At 63.0% G+C, this 22886-nt stretch carries 23 protein-coding genes, 2 tRNA genes and 1 pseudogene; 10 read left to right on the forward strand and 16 right to left on the reverse strand.

Going from position 1 to position 22886, the window contains the following annotated elements:
- Window positions 1–2 precede the first annotated feature (2 nt).
- Genes accD through F9288_RS14950 form a run of 8 tightly spaced genes read right to left on the reverse strand, consistent with a single transcriptional unit; the run spans window position 3 to window position 7579 of the window.
- Complete coding sequence (gene accD, locus F9288_RS14915) at window positions 3–860, reverse strand: acetyl-CoA carboxylase, carboxyltransferase subunit beta (RefSeq protein ID WP_174837511.1); 858 nt, start codon at window positions 858–860, stop codon at window positions 3–5.
- Window positions 857–1657, reverse strand: coding sequence for a tryptophan synthase subunit alpha (trpA, locus tag F9288_RS14920; RefSeq protein WP_174837512.1), 801 nt, complete (start codon window positions 1655–1657; stop codon window positions 857–859). The genes accD and trpA overlap by 4 nt, the downstream gene beginning before the upstream one ends.
- Complete coding sequence (trpB, locus tag F9288_RS14925; RefSeq protein WP_174837513.1) at window positions 1654–2865, reverse strand: tryptophan synthase subunit beta; 1212 nt, start codon at window positions 2863–2865, stop codon at window positions 1654–1656. Before trpB ends, trpA begins: the two co-directional genes overlap by 4 nt.
- Window positions 2862–3497, reverse strand: coding sequence for a phosphoribosylanthranilate isomerase (locus tag F9288_RS14930; protein ID WP_174837514.1), 636 nt, complete (start codon window positions 3495–3497; stop codon window positions 2862–2864). Before F9288_RS14930 ends, trpB begins: the two co-directional genes overlap by 4 nt.
- Before the next feature lie 42 nt (window positions 3498–3539).
- Window positions 3540–4214 carry an orotidine-5'-phosphate decarboxylase gene (pyrF, locus tag F9288_RS14935; protein ID WP_174837515.1) on the reverse strand — a complete coding sequence of 225 codons (675 nt, stop codon included), beginning with the start codon at window positions 4212–4214 and terminating at the stop codon, window positions 3540–3542.
- Complete coding sequence (locus tag F9288_RS14940) at window positions 4211–4525, reverse strand: lipopolysaccharide assembly protein LapA domain-containing protein (RefSeq protein WP_174837516.1); 315 nt, start codon at window positions 4523–4525, stop codon at window positions 4211–4213. Before F9288_RS14940 ends, pyrF begins: the two co-directional genes overlap by 4 nt.
- A 55-nt stretch (window positions 4526–4580) precedes the next feature.
- Window positions 4581–6887: a patatin-like protein gene (locus F9288_RS14945; protein WP_174837517.1), complete on the reverse strand. Its 2307-nt coding sequence runs from the start codon at window positions 6885–6887 to the stop codon at window positions 4581–4583.
- The gene (locus F9288_RS14950) at window positions 6884–7579 is read right to left on the reverse strand and encodes an endonuclease/exonuclease/phosphatase family protein (RefSeq protein ID WP_174837518.1); all 696 of its coding nucleotides are present in this window, start codon (window positions 7577–7579) and stop codon (window positions 6884–6886) included. Before F9288_RS14950 ends, F9288_RS14945 begins: the two co-directional genes overlap by 4 nt.
- 282 nt (window positions 7580–7861) lie before the next feature.
- Here F9288_RS14950 and F9288_RS14955 point away from each other — a divergent pair.
- The 7 genes and pseudogenes from F9288_RS14955 (at window position 7862) to F9288_RS14980 (ending at window position 11513) form a co-directional block, all read left to right on the forward strand.
- Window positions 7862–7937, forward strand: a tRNA-Thr gene (locus F9288_RS14955).
- Between the two features lie 217 nt (window positions 7938–8154).
- Window positions 8155–8442, forward strand: a pseudogene (locus tag F9288_RS14960) (transposase); the annotation flags it as partial.
- A 425-nt stretch (window positions 8443–8867) separates the two neighbouring features.
- The gene (locus F9288_RS22200) at window positions 8868–9320 is read left to right on the forward strand and encodes an Arm DNA-binding domain-containing protein (RefSeq protein ID WP_254620899.1); all 453 of its coding nucleotides are present in this window, start codon (window positions 8868–8870) and stop codon (window positions 9318–9320) included.
- Between the two features lie 93 nt (window positions 9321–9413).
- Complete coding sequence (locus F9288_RS22205; RefSeq protein WP_254620900.1) at window positions 9414–10220, forward strand: site-specific integrase; 807 nt, start codon at window positions 9414–9416, stop codon at window positions 10218–10220.
- Between the two features lie 165 nt (window positions 10221–10385).
- Window positions 10386–10775 (forward strand): type II toxin-antitoxin system RelE/ParE family toxin, encoded by a 390-nt coding sequence (locus F9288_RS14970; RefSeq protein WP_174837519.1) that lies wholly within the window; start codon window positions 10386–10388, stop codon window positions 10773–10775.
- Window positions 10753–11085: a DNA-binding transcriptional regulator gene (locus F9288_RS14975; protein WP_174837520.1), complete on the forward strand. Its 333-nt coding sequence runs from the start codon at window positions 10753–10755 to the stop codon at window positions 11083–11085. Before F9288_RS14970 ends, F9288_RS14975 begins: the two co-directional genes overlap by 23 nt.
- 188 nt (window positions 11086–11273) lie before the next feature.
- The gene (locus F9288_RS14980; RefSeq protein WP_174837521.1) at window positions 11274–11513 is read left to right on the forward strand and encodes a hypothetical protein; all 240 of its coding nucleotides are present in this window, start codon (window positions 11274–11276) and stop codon (window positions 11511–11513) included.
- A gap of 71 nt (window positions 11514–11584) precedes the next feature.
- On the opposite strand, the gene F9288_RS14985 is transcribed toward F9288_RS14980, so the two are convergent.
- Window positions 11585–12328, reverse strand: a complete 744-nt coding sequence (locus tag F9288_RS14985; protein ID WP_174837522.1) for a DUF5710 domain-containing protein — start codon at window positions 12326–12328, stop codon at window positions 11585–11587.
- 290 nt (window positions 12329–12618) lie between these two features.
- On the opposite strand from F9288_RS14985, the gene F9288_RS14990 reads away from it, so the two are divergent.
- The 3 genes from F9288_RS14990 to F9288_RS15000 are packed head-to-tail and all read left to right on the forward strand — an operon-like array spanning window position 12619 to window position 14815.
- Window positions 12619–13911 carry a hypothetical protein gene (locus tag F9288_RS14990; RefSeq protein ID WP_174837523.1) on the forward strand — a complete coding sequence of 431 codons (1293 nt, stop codon included), beginning with the start codon at window positions 12619–12621 and terminating at the stop codon, window positions 13909–13911.
- A 2-nt stretch (window positions 13912–13913) separates the two neighbouring features.
- Window positions 13914–14252, forward strand: coding sequence for a hypothetical protein (locus tag F9288_RS14995; protein ID WP_174837524.1), 339 nt, complete (start codon window positions 13914–13916; stop codon window positions 14250–14252).
- Between the two features lie 2 nt (window positions 14253–14254).
- Window positions 14255–14815 (forward strand): RES family NAD+ phosphorylase, encoded by a 561-nt coding sequence (locus F9288_RS15000; RefSeq protein ID WP_174837525.1) that lies wholly within the window; start codon window positions 14255–14257, stop codon window positions 14813–14815.
- A 198-nt stretch (window positions 14816–15013) separates the two neighbouring features.
- Here the strand turns inward: F9288_RS15000 and F9288_RS15005 are convergent, their stop codons facing one another.
- From F9288_RS15005 to F9288_RS15035, 7 genes are all read right to left on the reverse strand, one after another.
- Window positions 15014–16378: an exonuclease domain-containing protein gene (locus tag F9288_RS15005; protein WP_174837526.1), complete on the reverse strand. Its 1365-nt coding sequence runs from the start codon at window positions 16376–16378 to the stop codon at window positions 15014–15016.
- 270 nt (window positions 16379–16648) lie between these two features.
- On the reverse strand, window positions 16649–17557 hold the full coding sequence (locus tag F9288_RS15010) for a hypothetical protein (protein ID WP_174837527.1): 909 nt from the start codon (window positions 17555–17557) through the stop codon (window positions 16649–16651).
- Window positions 17547–20489 carry an RNA-directed DNA polymerase gene (locus F9288_RS15015; protein ID WP_174837528.1) on the reverse strand — a complete coding sequence of 981 codons (2943 nt, stop codon included), beginning with the start codon at window positions 20487–20489 and terminating at the stop codon, window positions 17547–17549. The genes F9288_RS15010 and F9288_RS15015 overlap by 11 nt, the downstream gene beginning before the upstream one ends.
- A gap of 36 nt (window positions 20490–20525) precedes the next feature.
- The gene (locus tag F9288_RS15020) at window positions 20526–20807 is read right to left on the reverse strand and encodes a hypothetical protein (protein ID WP_174837529.1); all 282 of its coding nucleotides are present in this window, start codon (window positions 20805–20807) and stop codon (window positions 20526–20528) included.
- Window positions 20804–21946: a toprim domain-containing protein gene (locus F9288_RS15025; RefSeq protein ID WP_368076237.1), complete on the reverse strand. Its 1143-nt coding sequence runs from the start codon at window positions 21944–21946 to the stop codon at window positions 20804–20806. Before F9288_RS15025 ends, F9288_RS15020 begins: the two co-directional genes overlap by 4 nt.
- 429 nt (window positions 21947–22375) lie before the next feature.
- Window positions 22376–22452: transfer RNA gene (locus tag F9288_RS15030), tRNA-Arg, on the reverse strand.
- Between the two features lie 45 nt (window positions 22453–22497).
- Complete coding sequence (locus F9288_RS15035) at window positions 22498–22872, reverse strand: hypothetical protein (protein WP_174837531.1); 375 nt, start codon at window positions 22870–22872, stop codon at window positions 22498–22500.
- Between the last annotated feature and the right edge of the window lie 14 nt (window positions 22873–22886).

A 22886-nucleotide genomic window follows, 5' to 3' on the forward strand; every position in this document is an offset into this window, starting at 1 on the left:
TCTCAGGCGGCGGCGCGCTGGTGGCAGAGATAGGCGATCACCGTCGCCAGTTGCGCGCGCAGGTCCTTGCGGTGGACGATCATGTCGAGCATCCCGTGCTCGAGCAGATATTCCGATGTCTGGAAATCGTCGGGCAGCTTCTCGCGGATCGTGCTCTCGATCACGCGCCGCCCGGTGAAGGCGAGCGTCGCCTTCGGCTCGGCGATGTGGATGTCGCCCAGCATGGCATAGGCCGCCATCACGCCGCCGGAGGTGGGATCGGTCAGCACGACGATATAGGGCAGGCCCGCATCGTGGAGCATCTGGATCGCGACGGTGGCGCGCGGCATCTGCATCAGGCTGAGGATGCCCTCCTGCATCCGCGCGCCGCCCGAGGCGGTGAAGACGATATAGGGCGCCTTGTCCGCGATCGCCGCCTCGACGCCCTGGATGAACGCCTCGCCGACCGCCTGGCCCATCGATCCGCCCATGAAGGCGAAATCCTGCACGCCGATCACGACGCGATGGCCCTCGATCGCGCCGCGCGCGTTGATGAAGGCATCGCTCTCGCCGGTCTGCGCGCGGGCGGCCTTCAGGCGCTCGGTATAACGCTTCGAATCGCGGAACCTGAGCGGGTCTTCCGGGGTGCGCGGGGCGGGCAGCTCGACGCAGCTTCCCTCGTCCAGCAGTTGCGCGAAACGCTGCTTCGGCCCGATCCGCTCATGGTGACCGCATTTCGGGCAGACGCTGAGATTCTCCTCCAGCTCTTTCGTGAACACCATCTGCCCGCACCCCTTGCACTTGTGCCAGAGGGTGTCCGGGGTGTCCTTCTTCGGAATGACGGAGGACAGCGCGTTGCGGACGCTCGAAAGCCAGCTCATTTCGGTTCCTTGCGGGCGGCGCGGATCGCGTCGCTCAGGGTGCGTATATAGGCGGTGACGGCGGCGGGCGCATCCTTGCCGTGCCTGCCGACGAGATCGACGATCGCCGAGCCGACCACCACGCCGTCCGCGACGCGGGCGATCGCGCCGGCCTGCTCGGGGGTGCGGACGCCGAAGCCGACCGCGACGGGGAGGGCGGTCGCCGCCTTGAGCCGCGCCACCGCTTCCTCGATCGAAGCCTGCGCCGCCTGTTGCAGCCCGGTGATCCCCGCGACCGAGACGTAATAGAGGAACCCGCCCGCGCCATCGAGCACCGCCGGGAGCCGTGCGGCGTCGCTGGTCGGCGTGGCGAGGCGGACGAGGTCGATGCCCGCCGCGCGCAGTGCCGGGCCGATTGCGTCATCCTCCTCCGGCGGCACGTCGACGCAGATCACGCCGTCCACGCCGGCGTCGCGTGCCGCCTGCGCGAACCATTCCGCGCCACGCCGCAGCATCGGGTTGGCATAGCCCATCAGCACCAGCGGCACGTCGGGATGCCGCGCGCGGAAATCGCGGGCGATGTTCAGGATATCCGCCGTGGTGGTGCCCGCCGCGAGGCTGCGCAGGTTGGCCGCCTGGATCGCCGGGCCGTCCGCCATCGGATCGGTGAAGGGCATCCCCAGTTCGATCACGTCCGCGCCGCCGTCGACCAGGGCGTCGAGGATCGCGCCCGTCGCGGCCGGAGTCGGATCGCCCGCGGTGACGAAGCACACCAGAGCGGCGCGGTCGGCCGGGAAGGCGTTGGTGAGGCGGCTCATATCTCCACCCCCAGCGCTTCGGCGACGGTGAAGATGTCCTTGTCCCCCCGGCCGGAGACGTTGACGAGGATCATCGCGTCCTTGCCGTAATCCTTCACCACCTTGGGCAGCGCGGCGAGCGCATGGGCGCTTTCCAGTGCGGGGATGATCCCTTCCAGTCGGCAGCAGAGCTGGAACGCCTCCAGTGCTTCCCTGTCGGTGATCGGCAGGTAGCGGACGCGGCCGATCTCGTGCAGCCAGCTATGCTCCGGGCCGATGCCGGGATAGTCGAGGCCGGCGCTGATCGAATGCGCCTCGGTGATCTGGCCGTCCTCGTCCTGCAGCAGATAGGTCTTGTTGCCGTGGAGGATGCCCGGCGCGCCGCCGGTGAGGCTGGCGGCGTGCTGTCCCGTCTCGATGCCGTGGCCCGCCGCCTCCACGCCGATCATCGCCACGCCGGCATCGTCGAGGAAGGGGTGGAACAGCCCGATCGCGTTCGATCCGCCGCCCACCGCCGCGATCAGCAGGTCGGGCAGGCGGCCGGTGCGGGCGAGCATCTGCGCGCGCGCCTCCTTGCCGATCACGCTCTGGAAATCGCGCACCAGCTCCGGATAGGGATGCGGGCCGGCGGCGGTGCCGATGATGTAGAAAGTGTCGTGAACGTTGGCGACCCAGTCGCGCATCGCCTCGTTCATCGCATCCTTCAGCGTCATCGCGCCGGAGGTGACGGGCACTACCTGAGCGCCGAGCAATTTCATGCGGAACACATTGGGCTTCTGCCGCTCGACATCCTTCGCGCCCATGTAGATCACGCAGGGGATGCCGAAGCGCGCGCAGACGGTGGCGGTGGCGACGCCGTGCTGGCCCGCGCCGGTTTCCGCGATGATCCGCGTCTTGCCCATGCGGATCGCGAGCAGGATCTGGCCGATGCAATTGTTGATCTTGTGCGCGCCGGTGTGGTTCAGCTCCTCGCGCTTGAACCAGATCTGCGCGCCGCCGAGTTCCTCGGTGAGCCGGGGCGCGAAATAGAGCGGGCTGGGGCGGCCGACATAATGTTCGAGCAGGTCGTCGAACTCGGCCTGGAAGGCGGAATCGGCCTTGGCCGCGCGATATTCGCGTTCGAGATCGAGGATCAGCGGCATCAGCGTCTCGGCGACATAGCGGCCGCCGAACGCGCCGAAATGCCCGCGTTCGTCGGGCTGCGCGCGGAAGGAATTGGGGGTGGTCATCGCGACACCGCCTTAAGGAAAGCGGCGATCTTGTCCACGTCCTTCACGCCCGGCGCGGATTCCACACCGGAGGATACGTCGACCAATGTCGCGCCGGTGCGGCCGATCGCCTCCGCCACATTGCTCGCGTCCAGCCCGCCGGAGAGCGCCCAGGGCAGCGGGTGGCGGAAGCCGTCGAGCAGCGACCAGTCGAAGCGCAAACCCATGCCACCGGGAAGCGAGGCGCCGTCCGGCGTCCTGGCGTCATAGAGGATGCGGTGCGCCGCCCCGGTGAAATCGCGCGCGCGATCGAGGTCGGCGCGCGTCTTCACCGCGACGGCGGCCCAGCTTTCCAGCCCGGTGCGGCGGGCAAGCTCGGCGACGCGCATGGGCGCGGTCTTGTGGAGTTGCAGCGCATCGAGCCGGCCGGCGGTGACCGCCGTGTCGATCAGCGCGTCTTCGGGGTCCACGAACACGCCCACGCGGCGGACGTGGCCCGGCACACGCCCCGCCAGCGCCCGCGCGCGATCGGCGTCGAGGTTGCGGGGGGAGGGCGGGAAGAACACGAAGCCGACATGGCTCGCCCCGCCCGCGACGGCGGCGTCGAGCGTCTCGCGCGTGGTGAGGCCGCAGATCTTGGCGGTGATAAGCATGATCTTGCCTTTAGTCCGTTCGCCCGGACGGCAGGGGTTTGATTACAACGTGGCCCCGATCGCGCGCGCCGCCGCGTCCGGGTCTTCGGCCTGCGTGATCGGCCGGCCGACGACGAGGATCGACGCGCCGTTGTCCAGCGCCGCGCGCGGCGTCACCACGCGCTTCTGGTCCGCGACCACGCCGTCGGCGGGGCGCACGCCGGGGACGACGAAGAAGCCCTTCGGCCAGAGCTTGTGCGCCGCCTTCACCTCCTCGCCGGAGCAGACGATGCCGTCGACGCCCGCGCGCATAGCCAACTCGGTCAGTCGCAGCACCTGATCGTGTGGCGAGCCGCTGATGCCGGTCGCGTCGAGGTCGCGCTGGTCGAGGCTGGTGAGCATCGTCACCGCCACCACCTTCGTCCCCGCCGGCGCGGCGGCCTTGGCATCCTCCAGCATCGCCTGACCGCCCGAGGCATGGACCGTCAGGATCGCCGGCTCCAGCCCGCGCAGCGCCTGCACCGCCTTGGCGACGGTGTTCGGGATGTCGTGCAGCTTTAGGTCGAGGAAGATGGGGAGGCCGAGGTCCGCCATCTCGCGCACCCCGCTGCGCCCGTTGGCGGCGAAGAACTCCAGCCCCAGCTTGATCCCGCCGACATGGTGGCGCACGCGCTCCGCCACCGCCCTGGCGCGGTCGATGTCGGGCGTGTCGAGGGCGACGAAGATGCGGTTGCTCACGACGAGGCTACTCCGGCTGCGGGGACGTGGGCCTCGGTCGCCGGCGCGACGACCGGCGGCGCGGCGCGCAGATCGGCCAGCGCGCGCTCGGCGTTGTTCAGCCGCTGCCTGAGGCGCCAGCGCATCGCCCGCTGATAGATCAGGGTCGGCACGAAACCGACGAGGAAGGTGACGAGCAGGAGGAACGGCAGGTTCACCTCCGCGACGAGGTTGCCGAACAACTGGATCGTCACCCACTTCCAGTTGCCGAAGGTGAACACCGCCGCGATGAAGGCGATCAGGCACCAGAACAGGATTTTCAGAAACTGCATTCGGTGATCTCCCGCGCGAAAGGGAACTAGCGGCGGTCGCGCGGTTTTTCCAGCCTCAGCCGATCTCGCGCCGCAACTCCTCGATCAGCGCGATGGCGGTGTGGAGGCGCGGCGCTTCCTCGTCGAGGATCGCGTGGAACGCGGCGCGCTTGATTTCCGCGACGCGCCCCGGCCGCAGCCGCGCGTCGCGGGGCAGGGTGGAAACGGCGATGTCGATCATCCGCTCCGCGCCGTGCAGGCGGCCCCACAGATAGTCGTTCTCGCGATAGGCGCGGCTGAAGAACGCGCCGAAGCTGTTGAACTGGATGCCTTTCAGCGTCGCCTCCGCCCCGCCGCCGCGGATCGTGCGCGCGTCGTCCGGCGCGATGCGATCGACCTGGATCGGATCATATTCGTCCATTCCCTCGCCCTGTAGCAGCGGCAGGGTGGCGACGTCGAAATAAGGAAAGCCGAGATAGCGCAGCAGCAGCGCGCGGCGCAGACCGCGCGGCAGCCCGGCGAGCGCCTCCGCCAGCCGCTCGTCGGTTTCCGCGTCGAGCCGCTTCAGGTCCATCGATTCGGCCAGCCGGTCGAGCAGCGGGCCGGCGTCGCCGCTCAGCGCGCGCACCTCGCCGCGCAGCATGCGGTGCGATCGCGGGTTCTGGCAATCGAGATAGGCGGACAGCGATTCGTAGATCGCGTCGCGGATCGGCTGGAGTAGCGCGTCGTCCACGCCCGCCTCCAGTTCGGTCAGCCGGCGCGACATCAGCCGCAATCGGCGGATGCGGAAGCCGAGATCGAAGGTGCGCAGGAAGTCGATCGTCTCCGCGCTGCCCGATACGTTGGGCGCGGCTTCATCATAGCCGCGATCGACCAGCGCGGCGTCGATCCGGCGGCGGATGCGTTGCCAGCGCTGCGGACCCGGCTCGCCGCCGATGCCGTGGAGCAGCGCGGTGATCGTCTCGATCACGCCGACGAGCTTGAGATGGGCGTAGGCGGCATAGCTGTAGCCGGCGTGCTCCACCGCCGCCACCTGCGCGCGCCGCCGCCACGCGGCCATGCGCGTCGCGGTCGGGCGATCGAGGAACAGGGTGCGGCCGAACAGCGCCTCCACCTTCGCCTCCACCTCCGGGCGCACGGCGGCGAGGATGCCGCGCATCCGCTCGATCCGGGCGGAGCGGCCGTTGATCGCCTCCAGATTGTCGCGTATCGGCTGCTGGCGCGGCAATTCGCTGATCGCGCCAAGGATCGTCTGGAAGAAGCCGGGCACGCCCTCGCTCTCGCCGGAGAGGCGGAATTTCGTGCCGGGCGAGGGGTCGATATAGACGAAGCGTCGGTCGATCTGCCGCCGCGCCGGCCGCTTGCGCAAGGCATCGAGCGCGGGGCGGAACGGCGCGTTGGCCAGCACCGATCCGTCGATCAGCACCGCCTTGTCCGCCGCATTGGCCGCCGCCTGACGCGGCAGCACGCGATAGAGGAAGGCGTCGCGCGTCGGCCAGTCCACCCCGCGATCCCTCAGCACCCCGTCAAGCTCGGCGACGGTGAAGGGCGGGAAGGCGCCGGGGAAGCTGGAGGTGGCGCGCGCCGCGAAGGCGAGTTCGGCCGCCGGCGCCAGCGTGTCGCGCTCCTCGCCATAGTCGCTGAACGGGAAGACCAGCCGATGCTCCGTCTCCACCACCTCCGGCGGCGAATGGAGCCGCAGCCGCTCGGGATGGCCGGTGAAGTCGGTGACGGTGACGAACAGGTCCAGCGGCTGGCCCGGCGGTAGCAGGCGCGGGCCGCACGGCGCGGCGGCCATCGCATCGAACGCGTCGAGCAGCATCCCGGTGAAGCCGGCGCCGCTGAACGGCGGCTCGAACCAGCGCGAGCGCACGAAATGGGAGAGCTTGCTGCGCACCTCCTCGCGCGTGCTCTCGTCCAGCGCCTCCAGCTTGTCCGCGCTGCGCCCGGCCGCCATCCATGCCAGCGGCAGCGCCCAGGCCTTCGAGAAGCGTGAGGCGGGGGCGGCGGCGGCGTCGATCAGCGCCTCCACGTCGCCGCGCTCCAGCCACATGTCGGTCAGCGGATCGAGCGACTGGCCGGAGGAGATCGCCTGCGCCAGGAAGATGCCGTTGATGCCCCCGGCGCTCGCCCCGGCGAGAATGTCGGGCAGGACCCGCACGCGCAGCCCGCCGTCCCGCGCCATCTCGTCGAGCAGTTCGGCATAGACGCCGGCGGTGCCGCCCGGCCGCTCGCCGTCATGGCTCGCGCGGCTGGCGCGGGCGAGATGCCACACCTCCTTGGTGATGCCGTGCATATAGACCGCGAGGCTGATCCCGCCGTAGCAGACCAGCGCCAGCCGCAATTCCTTTTCGCGCGCGTGGGGGGGCCGGGGCGTGCTCATGCGGCGGCGATGTCCGCCCAGATCGGCAGATGGTCGCTCGCCTTGCGCGCCGCATAGGAGGCGTGGACGCCGCAATCGACCACCTTCAGTCCCGACGACACCATGATCCGGTCGAGTCGCCCGACCGGCCGCCGGGCGTGGAAGCTCGGGCCGGTATCGGCGAAGGAGAACTCGCGGTCGAAATCCTGGAGGCAGCCCGCCGCGCGCGTCCATTCGTTGAGATCGCCCATCATCACGGTGGGATGCTGGCGCAGGCTGGCGGCGACATGGGTGAGGATCGCGTGCGCCTGCCGCCGCCGCCACAGGCCGGAAAGGTCGAGGTGCATGCCGACGACGCGGATCGTCTGCCCGTTGATCGCGAGGTCCGCCATCACCGCGCCTCGCGGCTCCAGCGCGGGTAGATGGATCACCTCGCGATCGATCACCTCGGCGCTCTTCGGCACGAGCAATGCGTTGCCGTGCCAGCCCATCGAGGCGGCGCGGGTGCCGAAATCGACCGGCTTCCACGCGCTATGCTCGTCGATCAGGTGCGGCGGGATCACCGCCGATCGCATGCCGAAGCGGCGATCCGCCTCCTGCAAGGCGACCACGTCGGCGTCGATTTCGCGCAGCACCTCCAGCGTGCGATCTGGATTGCGGCGCCGGTCGGTGCCGATGCCTTTGCGCATGTTGTAGCTGGCGACGCGGATCATTGATCCTGTCCAACGCCCGTGACGCGCGCCGGGTTGCCTGCGCGCGGGCGGGGACGGGACGAAAGGATGGTGCCGGTTGCAGGGATCGAACCCGCGGCCCCCTGATTACAAAACAAAATGGCAACCGCTATCTCAGGGCGATGAAAGTGGCAGAAAACCGCCATTTCCGAAGCCTAGTTAGTTCCGGGTTTCCTTTCAAGGGTACAATTTGAGCACACGTTTTTTGCGTCGGTGGAACGAGCGCTTGGCGTTGAGCGCGACTGCGATTATTGGGCGGCGAGCGCCGGCTTAGCTCAGTTGGTAGAGCGCGAGTTTTGTAAACTCGATGTCGCGGGTTCGATTCCTGCAGCCGGCACCAATCCCCTCGACTCCACCATTTCCAGTTGAATTTGCTGCATTATTTATCAATCTTCCGTTTGCGTCCTAATTCCGGTTTGGCAGTTAATCCTCACAGCATTCGACGGTTGGTGATGTCACCAACCGGGATTTGGAGGATTTAAACGAGTCGTGGTGGAAACGTGATCTCGTCCGACGCGGAGGTTAGGGCAGTTCATCGACGTCGGTGACCTATGAAAGGCGTCGTGCTGGACTTCTCGCGGCCCGGCACGCCCACCGACAACGCGTTCATCGAAAGCTTCAATGGCAAGTTCCGGGCGGAATGCCTGAACCAGCACTGGTTCATGAGCCTCGACGGCGCGGTCGGAAAATGCGAGACTTGGCGTAGAGATTATAACGAGGCGCGACCACGCAGCGCGATCGGCAATAAGCCGCTGATATCGTTGGTGAACCGGTCAGCGGCACACTGCCCGCCCTCGCCGGCAGGAACTGGATGGCGCCCAGTTGGGTGGTCCAAGAATGGGTAGCGGCTCACATCGGGCCGGACTCTAATCGCACTTGGAGGAAAATCAGGGGGTCACGTCAGCCCATCCGATTCGGCTATCATTCGAGGCTCGCCATTCTCGAAATGGATAAAGCCGCTTTGATTCGTCGCAGCCAGATTTTGTTAATGATTTGTCGGCGGCGGAAATCGCTGTTTCATGAAGTGAGCGATTTCTTATCTCGTTGATTTTCTTTTAAAAAAATGGCGCACTCGACAGGATTCGAACCTGTGGCCTCTGCCTTCGGAGCAAGTACAGGGACCATACCCATATATATCCGAAAGTATCCGGAACTACGATATGGCATTGAATCGAAAAGATAATTCTTGACGTTTCGCAGCCGGTGCTACGATCTGGCCATCGCTCAAGCGCTTCCTACACGCTTACGCGAGGTGTTGCCAGAAAGGTGATTGCAGTTGGTCAAGCTTACAAAACGAACCGTCGACGCGGCCCAAAGCCAGGAAGTGGACTATATCATCTGGGATGATGGTCTGCCCGGCTTTGGGCTGCGTGTCTTTGCTTCCGGCAAGCGGAGCTACGTCATCCAGTACCGGGCGGCGGGCCGCTCCCGCCGCTATACGATCGGCCTGCACGGAATCTGGACTCCAGAAGCTGCCCGGCGGGAAGCCAAGGATCTGCTGGGGCGAGTGGCGCGAGGCGGCAATCCCGCCGAGGACCGTCACCTCGATCGTCAGGCGATGTCCGTGGCGGAACTGTGCGAACGCTATCTGGAGGATCTCGATCGCGGACTCATTCTCGGGAAAGGTGATCGGCCAAAGAAGGCGAGCACGACGTCACCGATCGCGGCCGGATCAATCGGCACATCGTCCCCCTGCTCGGCAACCGAAAGGTCAAGGATCTGACCAAGGCTGATATCAGCCAAGCCTTGAGGGACATCATGGCCGGCAAGACGAAGGCCGATGTCAAAACGGAGAAAATTGCGCGGGCGGGCGATCGTGAAGGGAGGTGCGGGTACGGCAACGCGCACGATTGGCCTTCTCGGAGGAATTCTGACCTACGCCATCGAACTCGGGGTTCTCGACCAGAATCCCACGCATGGAATCCGCCGGCCGAAGGACAATGCCAGCAAGCGGCGGCTAAGCGAGGAGGAGTATCGCCTGCTCGGCGACATCCTCCGCGGCGCGGTCGCGGATGGGGCATACGCAACGGCGGCCGAGATGATCCGGCTCCTCGCGCTGACCGGTTGCCGCCGCAGCGAGATCATCAAGCTGAGCTGGGAGGAGGTCGATCGGGAGGGAAGCTGTCTGCGTCTGACAGACAGCAAGGAAGGAGCGTCCGTGCGCCCCATCGGACTGGCTGCCCTGGAACATCTCGAAGCCCGCTACGCGGAAGGTGCCGAGGGTTATGCTTTCCCAGGCTGGTCCGACGATACGCCGTTCGGAGCGCTGCCCGGGCATTGGTCGAAGATATTCGGCGAGACCAGCCTGGCCGACATCACCCCACATGTGCTGCGACACAGCTTTGCCAGCATCGCCAACGATCTCGGCTTCACCGAAGCGACGATTGCCGCGCTCGTCGGGCATTCGCGCGGGACGATGACGAGCCGGTACATTCATACCATCGATACGGCGCTCGTTATGGCGGCGGACAATGTCGCCGGTTATATTCAGGGTCTGCTCGACGGGCTCAAGCTCAAGCACATATCATATGCGCTCGATCGAGCGTCGCGGAAGGCATCGCTGGCCCATTTCCTGGGAACGGCAGATCATACCCCTGACGAGGCGTTTGAACTCGCGGCATGATGCCTCGGCTCCTGCGATCCGGGAGAACAGCGGGATGTGTAGGCGCTCGACGCAGGGCCTTCCCCGCGCCACAGCGGTCCGACCCCGGGACATGGCGGCGGCGTAGCGGTGTGGCGTCCGCACTTGAAATATGTAGCTCTGAGAGCTATAGGTATGGAGCATTGAATGTCGGTCTTCCTGACCAAGAGCTTCGCGCGCTTTGCCCGCAAGTCGGGTCTGGCCGACGAGGCGCTGATCGAAGCGGCCTCCGCGGTGGCATCTGGCCAGGCTGATGCCGATCTCGGCAGCGGCGTGTTCAAGCAGCGCGTTGCGCGAGCGGGTGGCGGGAAGTCTGGCGGGTATCGGACGATCATTCTGTTCAAGGTCGGTGGGCACAGCTTCTTTGCCCATGGCTTTGCCAAGAATGAGAAGGCCAACATCAGCGCGAAGGAACTGAAAGCGCTGAAGCAACTGGCGGTGCTCTATCTGGGCTACTCCGCCGACGAAATTAGCGCCGCCGTCAACGGAGGCGCGCTGATAGAGGTGATGGAAGATGGTCGCGAAGACGAAGAGTAAGCCAGCCGCCAGCCCGATCCTGGCGTCGGTGCATGAGGCGGCTGCCGACCTCCACAAGCTCGGACTCGTGGACAAATCGACGATGCGCGAATTCGATGCGCTTTGCCTGACGCCCGTCGAGCCGCTGTCGCCCGCCGAGATCCGCTTTCTGCGGGAACGCGAGCATGTGTCCCAGCCCGTGTTCGCGCACTATCTCAACGTACGGAAAGATGCGGTGAGCAAATGGGAGCGCGGCGAGAAGAAGCCGGATGGCCCGTCGCTCAAGCTGCTCAACCTTGTTCGGGCAAAGGGGCTGCAAGCCATCGCGTGAGCGGCCCGAGGCCGATTACCGAAACGCGGGTCGACAGAGGGTATCGCTGGCCCATTTCCCCGGAGCGGCGGAGGATGTCCATAACGAAGGGCTCGAGCCGGCGGCATGATTGTGGCGCCGGCATTGCAACTGGTGTCTGGGTCCGCACCTGGCTGGTTAGGAAGACTCCCTTCGCCTATGCTTGACCCATGACCGCGTCGCCGAGCAATCCAGTAGTTCCCGAGGTCGATCTTTGGTCGGAAATCGAAGCCGCGCTACAGGAGGATGATGGCGCCGCCGCCCGCGAGCATTTGGCTGCGGGTTTTCCCATCTACTATAGCGAACCCAACACGCCGGGGGATGTCGTCATCAAGGAATATCCTGACGGCCATCGTGAACTGGTACGCTTCGATCATGACGGCGAGCATCTCGTCTCGGTAATTGTGTAATTCAGCACGGCACGACGTGCTCGAGGTAGCAATCGCGAGTTGAAAGCAGGCCGCTAAACAGGGGGAACTGGCTAATCCCTGAACCGCGACGCCAATCGTGACCAGAAGGATTGGCGCTTCGGGAAAGGCTGAGGAGCGACGGGTCTCGCAACACGCTCGACCGGCACAGTTATCGGATGGCCGAGATCGCCGACGCCGGGGATGGCCGTTGCCACGTCGATGCCCAGCGAGAAATCGCCCGTCGCTTCGAAATAGGGGCCGAGAACCGCAGCTCGACTGCGTCGAGCCTCGTACTCGGTCGTGGGCATGAAGGCGCCGCCAGGCTTGCAAAACAGATTGAAGTCACCTTGACGAACACCGCACGATGGACAGTGATTTGCCCAATAGCGGCATTCCACAGCCTTGCTGTAGACCTGTCGGTAGGTCGGTGATCGGAACGTCGCAATCCGGGCAATCTCCGGCGAAAGCGCCCTGATGTAATGCGCGAAGCTCCAATCGTCATACTGGGTCCAATAACCGATCACCTCCTCTGGGCCGCTCTCCCATGAATCCTGCACCTCGAAGCCGGGGGCAAGCAGAAAGCCGATGACGGTGATGGAAGCCTTGCATCGCCAGCAATGCTCGGGCACGGTAACCAGGTAGGCCTCGCCGGCGCGGATATCCAGATCGAAGGTTTTCTCGGTGGTTTTCCACCAGCGCGAAAACGGGGTGAGGCTGAGCCCCTCGGGAATATACCAGCATCGACGCTCCGGACTCCACCGCGCGCCAAGTCGTTTGGCTTCATCTTTCTCGGAATAGGGGACTTTTAGGTCCATACGCCATACGCTTTCAGTCCACGAAATCTCGTTTCCGGTGATTCCACTCCGACGATCTTAATACAGAAACTTCGCAGGTTCAGCATAATCAGCCTGTTAGCTCACCGGCCACTCCGGTCAGGTGGCAGCTTCGCGCCGATTCTTACCCATCGAGTTGGGCAAAGGCAGGGGGCATCTTTGCCTGAGGCTCCGTCCAAAAACATGGATTTATATTTCTATTTCACATATTGATTTTGTGAAATGAAAATGTTAGATACTGCCTTGTGGCCAGCTAGGCCCGGAGAACCGTCATGGCAGCTACGCTACACGTCCTTCGCCCAACGACACCCACGATCGCGGGCTACCTCCGCGTCGGACACACTGGTCATAGAAAGCTGGCGGATCTGCATGCTGCGGGTCGGCTGCCATATCGGCGGGTTGTTTTCGACGCCGCGCATCTTGCCGAACAGCTAGAACTGGCCAAGACGCTCAAAGCGAGCGGTTGCGAGATCGTTCTGGATCCGAATTTCGCCGAGATGGCGACCCTCGGCCGATTTGGATCATCTGCAATCCAGAAGCTGGCTTGGGCAAACCTGGATCGGCCATGGGAGCCGTCGGACTTTGATCGACGCCGCAATCATGACGCGGCCAAGGCGATTGCCGAGTTCGCTGTAAATGCTGGCGTCCATGCCATCCTCGCTCCGACGCATCTCGTCGAGAATGTGAACGATGCGTGGCGGACGACTGACCTGCGCATGTGCGAAGCGCTGCGATATGAGCTTGATCGTTGCGGGGGCTCGGATATCGCCGTCGACTATCAGCTTATCACAACCTCGGCGCTGTTGAAGGATGCGGCAGTTAGGGCCGCATTCGTCGCCGATATCGAGGCGATGCCCGTCGAGAACGTATGGCTCCGGGCGTCCGGGTTTGGCGCCACTGCGACGGGTGCTGGAACGCGCCACTTCATCGAGTCCGTTCGGGCCCTCCACGGCATCGGCCGGCCCCTTATCGCTGACATGGCGGGAGGGTTTGCGGCGCTCGGAGCCGCCGCCTTCGGCGCGGTGGCAGGCATCAGCCATGGCGTTGGACAGAAGGAAAGCTTCAAGGCCGCCGATTGGCGCAAGCCTCCTACCGGCGGAGGCGGTGCTGCGGCGCGGGCCTATGTTCAGGAGCTCGATCGCTATTTCAAGGAGGATCAATTGCAGGCCATTTTCGAGGCAAAAGGCGGACGTTCACGGTTTAGTTGTGCGGATACGAGCTGCTGCACGCATGGCGGCGAGGACATGATTGAGAATGGACATGCTCACTTTGTCACGCAGCGTCATCGTCAGCTCGATGATCTATCCGGGGTGCCGGAAGATCGGCGAGCAAGCCACTTCCTCCTTCGTCACCTCGATCCTGCAATTCGCACGGCGCGTCACGCTGCCAAGCTCAAGATCGTGGACGACAAGGTTCTAGCCGCTGTAGGGCAGGCCAAAGTTCGGATGGTACGTCTTCGTGACGCGCTGGCGGACCTCGATGCAAAGGGGGCTGGCGAGACGCGCTCACGTGCGCCCAATTTCAGGGGCGGCACGAGGGCTGTCAGCGCAGTCCTGGGACGGTAATCATGGCAAGTGCAGTAGCGAATCTGATCGACGATCTTAGGCAGCGCGGAGGCCTAAAGGGCAGCGACGTTGCCAATATCGCGGCGGTGTCACCGGCCACCGTGTCACGGTGGACTTCTGGTGCATCGTTTCCGCATCCGAAGACCCAGCTTCTCATCTCCGATCTTCGTTATGTCGTCGATCGGCTGGCTGAACTGTATGATCCTGAGGAAACGCGCGTTTGGCTCTATTCTAAGCATCGCCTGCTCAACGGTGAGCGCGCGATCGATCTGATCCATTCGGGGCGAGCCGATGAGGTGCTTACTGTTATCGAGAGCCTGAACGAGGGATCCTACACCTGATCATGGCTACCTCTGGACGGGTTCACGATCGGGCCATCCTCGATGCGTTGGATGCGATGGATCCGGTACCGTTCGAAGGGACGGTCTGGCGCATCACGAGAACGGGTCGTGAGGCGACCCGAGGATCAGCGGCGAATGGCCGTTGGAGCCCGGGAGGCACGGTAGAGGTGCTCTATACGAGCCTAGAGCGTGACGGTGCGCTGGCGGAAATCGGATACAGGCTCTCGCTGGAACCGGTCTGGCCCAGTCGCCTGCAGCATGAAATCCACGAGCTGGCCGCCCAAAGCGAACGCACCTTGCAGTTTGCCGATGTCGCCAGCCTCACCACGCTCGGGGTCGACGCATCGAAATACGAGTCGTTCGATTATAGCGCCACACAAGCATTGGCTGCTGCTGCTCACTTCTTGGAGTTTGATGGCTTGCTCGTCCCGAGCGCACGCCATAGTTCCACAAACTTAGTTCTGTTTATGGACCGTGGTTTCCCTGGCTCACTCGAAATCAAGTCGAGCGAATCGGTCAATTGGGCGACTTGGCGTCGTCAACGAGCTCGGCCAACCTCCTAAAGCTCGTGCTTTGTCAACGAAGGTGCTCGCGTGCAATCGCTTTGCACCAATGTAAACGTCGGAACTTACCACAACGAACGGCTAACGGATGAGGATAGGACGAGTGCCTCTTAGCTGCAGAACATACCTGCATAGTTTAACTTCATGATCAGCTACCAAATCAGTACGTCTGCTTGCGCCGCTTTAATTGACCGGTGATCATCGATTGATGAGCCAAGTCATAATTTCCAATTCTTCAACTGTTGGAGTTCGCTCGGAATTAGCTTCAAGTTCCGCAATCGCATCCGAAATCGACCGCCAGCGATGCCCCCCGGCCTCGTCGCCGTCGAGGCGTCGCCGGATCCCTAACCGCATCTGCTCCAGCTCGCGTTCTCCCAGAAGATTTTGCGCGCGGACATAGAGAACGCGTATGGCGAGATGGCGAAAACGCGGATCTGAAAAGGCGCGGGCGATCATCAGCTGCTCGGGCGGATCGGCGAGCTGGAATTCCGCCATCAGCTGCTCGTCCTGGGCGCTTGCGAAACCGTCGAAAATCGTCTCCTCGACCTGTGCGCCAGCGATCGGCTCGGGTCGTGCGAAAGGCGCGACCATCTCCGTAAGCCGCAGGCAATAGTCGCTGTCTCCAGCGAGAAATTCGGCTTGCGCGAGCTCAGCAGCCTCGGGCGTAAGGCCGGCGATCGCTTCGGCCTCGCTGAGCGTGAATAGAAGCGGCGCCTTGTTGAGCGCGATGCGGTGCAGCGCCTTGCGCAAGGCAGCGGATTCGCCCGGTTTGAAAGAATCGATCTTCGCTTTCGCGCTCGTCCAGTCATAGCCGAGTTGGGCCAGCACCGCATGCGATCCGCGCCCATAGCCCTTGTCGATCCGATGATAGCAGGTGACCGGCGGCGTGCCGCCATGCCGAAATAGAAACACCGGTGCTCCCGAGCCAAGCAGCGCGGTCAGCTCGGCCTTCGGCGCACGCATCGACAGCGGACCCCAGAGTTCGGGAAACCCTTGCGCGATCTTCCGGGCAAGAAAGAGCGTTGCCTCGACGTCGCCCATCGCATCGTGTGCGCGATGGGCGTTGAAACCATTTGCAGGCGCGAGGCCGTCGAGCCGGAAGCTCGGTGCGCCCTTCTCGCCGAATGGAATATTGAGAAGGCCGGGCCGGAAACAGGCGGCGGCACGGATCAGCGGCAGGAGATCGAGGCGGGCGTTGCCGCCGGTCACCGTCAGATAGGGCGGGAGAAGCGCCTGCCAAAAAGCGCGCTGCAGGAAAGGCTCGTCGAAGCGCATCGAATTATAGCCGATAAAAGTTGCCGGACCCCAAGCGGCAAGCCGCTCGGCGATTTTTTGCATCATCGCGTAGAAATCTGGGAGCGAGGCATCTTCGAGACGGCCGACCGGCGTCGCGGTCACGATAAGCGCGTCCGGCGAGGGAACAATCCATGGAAGGAGCTGGCAGCGGATCTCGAACCGGTCGACCTCGACAAGATCCTCGTCGGTAAGGATCGCGCCAAATTGAAGGATTTGGTCATGGACGATATCGATGCCCGTCGTCTCGATGTCGTAGAAGATAAACATCGTCGGCCGTTCATTCGCATTCCGCCGGCTCGCCGGCGCAGCGTAGACGGACTGAGGACAGTTGGCTGCGACGTGGTTGAGCCGGGCCTGGCCGGCTCGGGCGCGAGCGGGTGGGGGCGGTCGATCTTGGCGTAAACAGCCCACGCATGAACGGCGGGGGCGTGCCCGCTCCGTGTACCTGTGGGCGAGGAGGCGGGAACCCTGGCGCCGGGATCCTCATACGTTCCAGCGTGCTCGGCGTTTGCGCGCGAGCGCAATGCTGCGCGGCGCTCACAATGCTTCGGTTATAGCCGCGAGCGGCTGGACCTCTTCGAACCCCGGCGGCAGGCTCTTGAAATCCTTGCCCTCTATGCCCTGCTGATGCGCCGCGAGCGCTGCCAGCGGCAGTTCGATAAGCTGCGCGTGTGGTAAGCATTGGCCGCTGTGCCGGTAGATCGAGCGCCGAAAAGGCTCTCGAAACGGACTGACCGCGAGCGACCCGCCGAACTGGCCGCAATTGCACACGACGACATTGCAAAAAAGCATACGCGACAAGGCTTCGGCGAGATGATCGAATGACGTCGTATCCCGGTTATAGGCGAGAATGAACAAGGTCTGGATCTTGTTGCGGTACATGACGATCCTGTCGAGATCCATGAAATCATAGCAGATCGCGACCGCGAATTTTCCGAGCTCGGCACTCTCGAAAATCCACACCGTTGGATGCGCGAGGAAAGCGACACTCGCCCCCGTGATAAGCTGGAGCTTTGTCTTTTCGGCAGGTGCCGGGTAGGTCTTGCCAACCCGGCGCACTTCGGTGTTCCGCGCAATCTGGCGTCCGCGCAGCCGCCTCGGCACGATCACGACCGCCTCGTTTGAAACTGTCGGTCGGGATTCGCCGGTCTGGATGCGATAGTCGAGCCCCGCGATGATGATCGCTTCGAGCTTTTCCGCAGCCTTTTTTAGCTTCGGCTCGAAGCCGAGTGGCACCGAAAGCTCAGGCAGCAGAATGACATCGGGCAAGCGGTCGACCCCACGCAGGGAGGCAAGGAAATGCCGGATTTCCCTCTTCGCGCGCCGCTCCTCGATTTCGGACATCTGGACGCATTGCTGCCAATTTCCCGACTTGTCGTCGACCCAGGCCGCACTGGCATGAAGCGAGGTTTGAATGACCCCGATATGGAACCGGTCATTCAGCATCGCTGCCTCCTTCGCCATCATTTGCGTTCGTGCCTTCCATCCCTGCGGCAAAATCGCTGAGGCGGAAGGGAATGAGCTGACGCGGCTGATTCCGTGCGACCGCGAGCTGATTGTCTTCAAGGATTTTTTGCGCGTGCCGGATTTCCTCGAGAAGGTCGGTCGATCCGAAGAAAAGCGGCGGATCGAAGGTTGCATCATTGGGACTTACGCCGTCACGCCAGCCAAACAGGCTGGGCTGGCGGGCAATCGCACGAGTTTCGGCCGGGCGGGCGCCGAGACAGCCGGCGAGGATGAGTGTCGTCGGCGACGATATGGCAAGCGTTTCGAACCATCGCGCGCGGGGCAGCTGGAATATGAGTTCGTTGCCGCGCAGATTCCAGATTCGCGGCGCTGCATGATCGTTACGTAGGAGTCCTAAAAGGAGGCGCCCTACCGACACTAGCCGTCGCTCGGCGTCTGGGATCGGCATGCCCGCCTTGCTTTCGATCGTATAGCGGTAGTCGGCGAGCGAGGTAGATGGCTCGCGCAGCCTCGCGCGATGTTTTGCATGCGTATTGTCGGTATTCTGAGCGAAATGCCGCCAAGTCTCCCAGCTGAGATCGGTACTCTCGCGACAACAGGGGAAATCCGTGACCCATTGCCGCGGAAGCAGCACATTATTGGGATGGAGCCGGTCGAGCATCGCCTCTTCGCCATCCGCCGATGTTGCCTCTTCGAGTAGCTGCGCGGTGATTTCCAGCGCGGTCCATTCGCCACGGCGCGGATCGAAGGGATTGCAAGCGTGGACGCTCCTTGTCCATTCGGTGATCGTCATCCAGTTCTTCGGCGCCGGCTCAAGTGAACGCGCAGCCCGGGTGAAGGCGTTCTTGCCGGTCGCTTGGGCTGCAGCGCGCTTATCCACGTCGTCGCCGATCACTTCGCTGAGCCAGGCCGAGTCATTCTCGGGCAACGGCTCGCGTGCCGCGAGCAGTTGCTGCCATCCGGCAGCGGGAAGCCATTCGGGATATCGCCGCGCGGCTTGTATATCGGATCGGTGATCGAAGGCAAAATGAGGGGCGAGCGCCTGCCAGGCGGCTGAAGGGCCTTCGTCGCGCCCTAAGTTGTTCTCGGCGAGATGCGCCCATACGCCCGATGTCTGGCCCGTCTCGGCCAGCCAGACATCGGCAGACGCGCCCGGCAAGACACGAGTATAGCTCTGCGAAAGCTCCGCCAGCCGCCGTGCGAGGGCTGCATATTCGGTCCGCGGCGCAAGCATCTCGGCGGCATGGATCAGGGCCACTCCAAATTCGCGGCGGCCGGCGGCATGATACCAAGTCTCGCGCGAAGGATGCACGTGGAAGTCTTTCGCGCCGAGCGTCGCGATATCCTCGAGATGGCTGATGGCCGCTTTGGTGTCCGACCGGAGTGCATCGGGTGCCTCGATCCGGCGCATTGTCACCAATATGCCGCTCGCCATAATCTGGAGCGAAAGTGCGATATAATAATCGGCCCAGACATCGTGCCCGGCGGTGCGGCTTTCCTTCAACCATTCGATAATCGCGTCAAGCCCGCGATGCCCTGTCATGCGGCAATATTGGTGAATGCGATAGAAAAGCCGGGCTTTACCCGGATGCTCGCGAAGCGACTGGAGGAGAAGCGCGAAGCAGCGATTGAGGAGTGCGAGCTCTGCCTCGTCATGTCGCTCGAGGCATATTTTGCGCTCTTCGATGAGCCTAGCAAGCTTTTCCTTATACTGCGTCCAGTCGGCCTCGGTCGCCCGCTCGGCGTCTGGTTGACGCAGGCGACAGACCGCGAGCGCGCGCTCTGCGTCGACAAGGCCGTCGGCTTCCTGGACGAGGACGGGCACGAGCGATGCAATCTGCCCGGCGGCAAAGGCCGCCCGCGTATCGGGGCGAATTTCGCGCTCGGGAATGTCGGCAAGCAGCAGCCATTCAAGCATCTTCAAACGCTCGCCGAGATCATCATCGTCGAGGATATGGATGTCGGCCGCGGCAATCGCCGAGACTTGCGCCAATGTCTTGGTCATGAGCTTGGTCGGGTTTTTCCCGTCGAGCCGTGTATCACGGACCGCTGCGCCGTAGAGGTCGGGCTTCTTCGCGCGAAGATCCGAAAATGGCCTACCCATCTTGATGAGCTTTATCCACTCGGCCAAGCTCGGCGGATCATATTTGTCGGGATTAATCTTGGCGCCGATATCCTGGTCGATCAGCAATTGTTCATACCAAGCGATCCAGTCGCACAGTGTCTCAAAATCATAGGCGATGACCGTATGATCGTCGACGAAACGGAAATGCGCGATATTCCGCTGCTCGTCGACCTTCTTCGCGACGATCTTGTCGACGGGAAGCATCGCGGCATTGGCGAGAAATCCCGCTACAAAAAGTCCTGTCGGAATGCCTTTGATGCCGCTCTTAAGAAAAGGCGGCTCGACATGTTCGAGCGCGGTATCGGGCATTCCCGCCATGTCGATCTGGAAATTCAACATGCCGTTGACAAGCTCCAAAATGCGTGGATCGCCCATCGCGCCGGCTTCGGCGAGCCCCGCGACAACTGCTTCGGTCTTCAGCTCCGGATAAAATTGCTTGAGATCAATCGAGGCGTGATAGAGATCGCTTTTCGCATCCGGTGCCGCCTTCTCCGGCCAGAAACCGCGAGTGAAATAGGCGAGATTGGCGCGCTCGGCCGTTGCTGCGGCAAGCTGATCGGACTCGTCCATTTCATCGCGCCGCAACTGGCGCCTCAGCACCATCATTCGCGCGGTCAGCGTGATATGGCGGCGGAACAAGGGCCAGCTATGCTGGAACTTGCGGTAGAGATGGCCGCTCGCATGGCGATAGGGTCCGATTTCGAGCGTCGAGATGCTTGCCTCATCTTTTTCGTACCAGGCGGGCCGATAGAGGCGATTTCCGTAGCTCCAGGGCTCCATTGTCATGTCGAGATCGGGTCCGAGCGCATTAACGAGCGCAATCTATGCGACCTGATCCTCGACCGCGACATGATAATATTGGCGGTTGACGGGTTGCTCTTCGTAAAGCTTCTTCGGCCGGGGAAGCGGTCGTAATTTCTTCAGCCGGTAGCTCCCGCGTTCGAACTGGCGGCGGATTTCAAGCAGGCACCGCTCGAGATCGAGTTCGAACGCAGCAAGCTCTGCGGTGTCGATATAGCCATCGACGCTGCGATAGAGGTTTTTAGCTTTAATCCAGGCATAATTGAGATTTTCGGGCAGAAGCAGCCGATCATAGACATTCATAGGCTGATATTCCCCTCCCGGAGATAATCATTGACGTCTTTCGCGCCGCTTCTGGGGGCGGTTCTGCGGGTTACTGCGACGCCGAAGCGGGCAAGTTCCTTGCGCAATGTCACGGCGCGCTTGTCGCCAGCTTCGTCCCAGTCAAGCAGTAGATTAACCTGCCTCCCGCGCAGAGCCATCATCTCGATATCGGTGAGCCGGGCGCTGACCCCGATCAGGCCGATCGCATCGCACCCGAGTTGCGCAGCCGAAAGCACGTCGATCGCGCCTTCGCAGATCGCTACGCGTTTTATTCTGGGCGCTGCGAGTATATCGGTATTGTAAAGGCGCCGTCTGCGATGGTTCAGATTGCGCCAGCGGCTGCCCTTCACTTCGCCTGTAATGATGCGTGCTTGGAGGTAAGCGATCTGACCCGCCTCCAGATAGGGAAAGAGCGGCGCATCTGCGGGAAAGATCGGTCGGTATCGATCTTGCGTCGATGACCGGACAAGTAGCCCGCCCGCCTCAACCCGCGCGAAACCGAAATGGCCGATAAGCTCGGTCGTCGCCGCGGCGCCGGGCATCTGGCCCACGGCAAAGCGCGCGATCACTGGGTCCAAAAGACTGCGGCCATGCAGATAGTTTCTGCCGGCCGATAAGAGCGGGGCGCGAGCAAGCAGCGCAGCGTAGAGTTCATGATCGGCTTGGGTTTCGGGCGCTTCGTTTGGCGCAACGGGCGAGGAAAACGACGACGGCCGCGGGAGTGGTCGTGGCGCGGCGGACTGAGGCAAGCTAGGGAGCTTTGTGGAGAAAGGTTGACGCGCGGTGCCTTCTGGATCGCGGCATTGATGCTCTGGCCAAACGCCTTGGCGTTCGTTCCGACCGAGCAGGCCGCTTGCTTCGGCAAGCCATCGCTTCGCCGTGGGAAACAGGAGGCCGCGGACAGCCATGACAAGATCAATGGCACCGCCTTTCTCGTTGCAGCCATAGCAGATCCAGCGACGCCCGCCCGGGCGGACTTCGAATGACGGCGTCGCGTCGTCATGAGTCGGCAAGGGGCAGCGTGCCATACCTTTGGTGGGCAGTCTGAGACCAAGAAGGCCGCCGACGGTTTGTACCGTCAGGTTGTTCAGTGCCCGAGTGTCCTCCCTTGCCCCCATAGTTTTACCTAGCGCGCGATTGCCGCGAACCAAAACTATATTGCATCTGGTACGGACGCCAAAGCTTACCGGTTGATCGCTTACTTTGGAGATCTCAAACCGGTTTTCCTGCTATCTCGTTTCGCGTCGCTAAGGTCGTCAGGTTCTGCAATCTTCAGCAAAAAGCCGGCAGGCCGCTAATGGCCAACCGCGTCGGGCGGTCGGAAAAGGCACTGCTGCCCACAAAGGCAACGCTCAATCTGGTTTATGCGATGCAGTGCATCATGTTTCCTTCAGGAAGGACGTTTACTCGTCTCTTAGATCTCCAGAAAGCGCCCTAAATCTATCGTCGACCGCCTGTGAAATAGGACGCAGTGCTTCCGCGAGCATCAACGGAGAAATTTCAAGGCTTACTTAGCCTAGAATAAGGTACTGAATTTATTAGAAAAATGGCGCACCCGACAGGATTCGAACCTGTGACCTCTGCCTTCGGAGGGCAGCGCTCTATCCAGCTGAGCTACGAGTGCGTGGTCCGGCGCGCCTAGCAGCCGGCGCGTGCGAATGCCAGAGGCTTATCTCTTTGCGATCTTCACCGGCTGAAATTCACCCAGCCCGCAGCTCGCGCCGCGCATCGGCGGGCTTTGGTAGAGCACCGTGATGATATCGGTCGAGCACAATTGGCTGAGCGAGGTCGAATAGGCAAAGCGCCGCTCAAAGCCCAGGCTCGGACAGGATTGTGGCAGCGTGACGCGATAGTAACGGTCGCCGGAGATATGGAAGTCGATCACGCGATCGTTGCGCACCAGACTCTCGCGGAGCTGGGTGATCGGTACGCAGCTCTGCGGCTTGCCGTCCGGCGTGGCGGCGGGAACTTCGTTACGGTCGCGCGCGGCGCCCGGGGCGGCAATGGCGGCTATCGCAATGGCGGCTGGTAACAGGATACGCATGATCCACCTCTCCG

This window comes from Sphingomonas sp. CL5.1 (assembly GCF_013344685.1).
Lineage (GTDB): Bacteria > Pseudomonadota > Alphaproteobacteria > Sphingomonadales > Sphingomonadaceae > Sphingomonas.

Coding starts and splice junctions, on each gene's coding strand:
- F9288_RS15025 (WP_368076237.1), bottom strand. CDS start 21,946: ATGGGGGCAAGGGAGGACACTCGGGCACTGAACAACCTGACGGTACAA.
- F9288_RS14950 (WP_174837518.1), bottom strand. CDS start 7,579: ATGATCCGCGTCGCCAGCTACAACATGCGCAAAGGCATCGGCACCGAC.
- F9288_RS14930 (WP_174837514.1), bottom strand. CDS start 3,497: ATGCTTATCACCGCCAAGATCTGCGGCCTCACCACGCGCGAGACGCTC.
- F9288_RS15000 (WP_174837525.1), top strand. CDS start 14,255: ATGGCTACCTCTGGACGGGTTCACGATCGGGCCATCCTCGATGCGTTG.
- F9288_RS15015 (WP_174837528.1), bottom strand. CDS start 20,489: ATGACAATGGAGCCCTGGAGCTACGGAAATCGCCTCTATCGGCCCGCC.
- F9288_RS15010 (WP_174837527.1), bottom strand. CDS start 17,557: ATGCTGAATGACCGGTTCCATATCGGGGTCATTCAAACCTCGCTTCAT.
- F9288_RS14940 (WP_174837516.1), bottom strand. CDS start 4,525: ATGCAGTTTCTGAAAATCCTGTTCTGGTGCCTGATCGCCTTCATCGCG.
- F9288_RS14990 (WP_174837523.1), top strand. CDS start 12,619: ATGGCAGCTACGCTACACGTCCTTCGCCCAACGACACCCACGATCGCG.
- F9288_RS14985 (WP_174837522.1), bottom strand. CDS start 12,328: ATGGACCTAAAAGTCCCCTATTCCGAGAAAGATGAAGCCAAACGACTT.
- F9288_RS14995 (WP_174837524.1), top strand. CDS start 13,914: ATGGCAAGTGCAGTAGCGAATCTGATCGACGATCTTAGGCAGCGCGGA.
- F9288_RS14980 (WP_174837521.1), top strand. CDS start 11,274: ATGACCGCGTCGCCGAGCAATCCAGTAGTTCCCGAGGTCGATCTTTGG.
- F9288_RS14970 (WP_174837519.1), top strand. CDS start 10,386: ATGTCGGTCTTCCTGACCAAGAGCTTCGCGCGCTTTGCCCGCAAGTCG.
- trpA (WP_174837512.1), bottom strand. CDS start 1,657: ATGAGCCGCCTCACCAACGCCTTCCCGGCCGACCGCGCCGCTCTGGTG.
- trpB (WP_174837513.1), bottom strand. CDS start 2,865: ATGACCACCCCCAATTCCTTCCGCGCGCAGCCCGACGAACGCGGGCAT.
- F9288_RS14945 (WP_174837517.1), bottom strand. CDS start 6,887: ATGAGCACGCCCCGGCCCCCCCACGCGCGCGAAAAGGAATTGCGGCTG.
- F9288_RS15035 (WP_174837531.1), bottom strand. CDS start 22,872: ATGCGTATCCTGTTACCAGCCGCCATTGCGATAGCCGCCATTGCCGCC.
- F9288_RS14975 (WP_174837520.1), top strand. CDS start 10,753: ATGGTCGCGAAGACGAAGAGTAAGCCAGCCGCCAGCCCGATCCTGGCG.
- accD (WP_174837511.1), bottom strand. CDS start 860: ATGAGCTGGCTTTCGAGCGTCCGCAACGCGCTGTCCTCCGTCATTCCG.
- F9288_RS15020 (WP_174837529.1), bottom strand. CDS start 20,807: ATGAATGTCTATGATCGGCTGCTTCTGCCCGAAAATCTCAATTATGCC.
- F9288_RS15005 (WP_174837526.1), bottom strand. CDS start 16,378: ATGTTTATCTTCTACGACATCGAGACGACGGGCATCGATATCGTCCAT.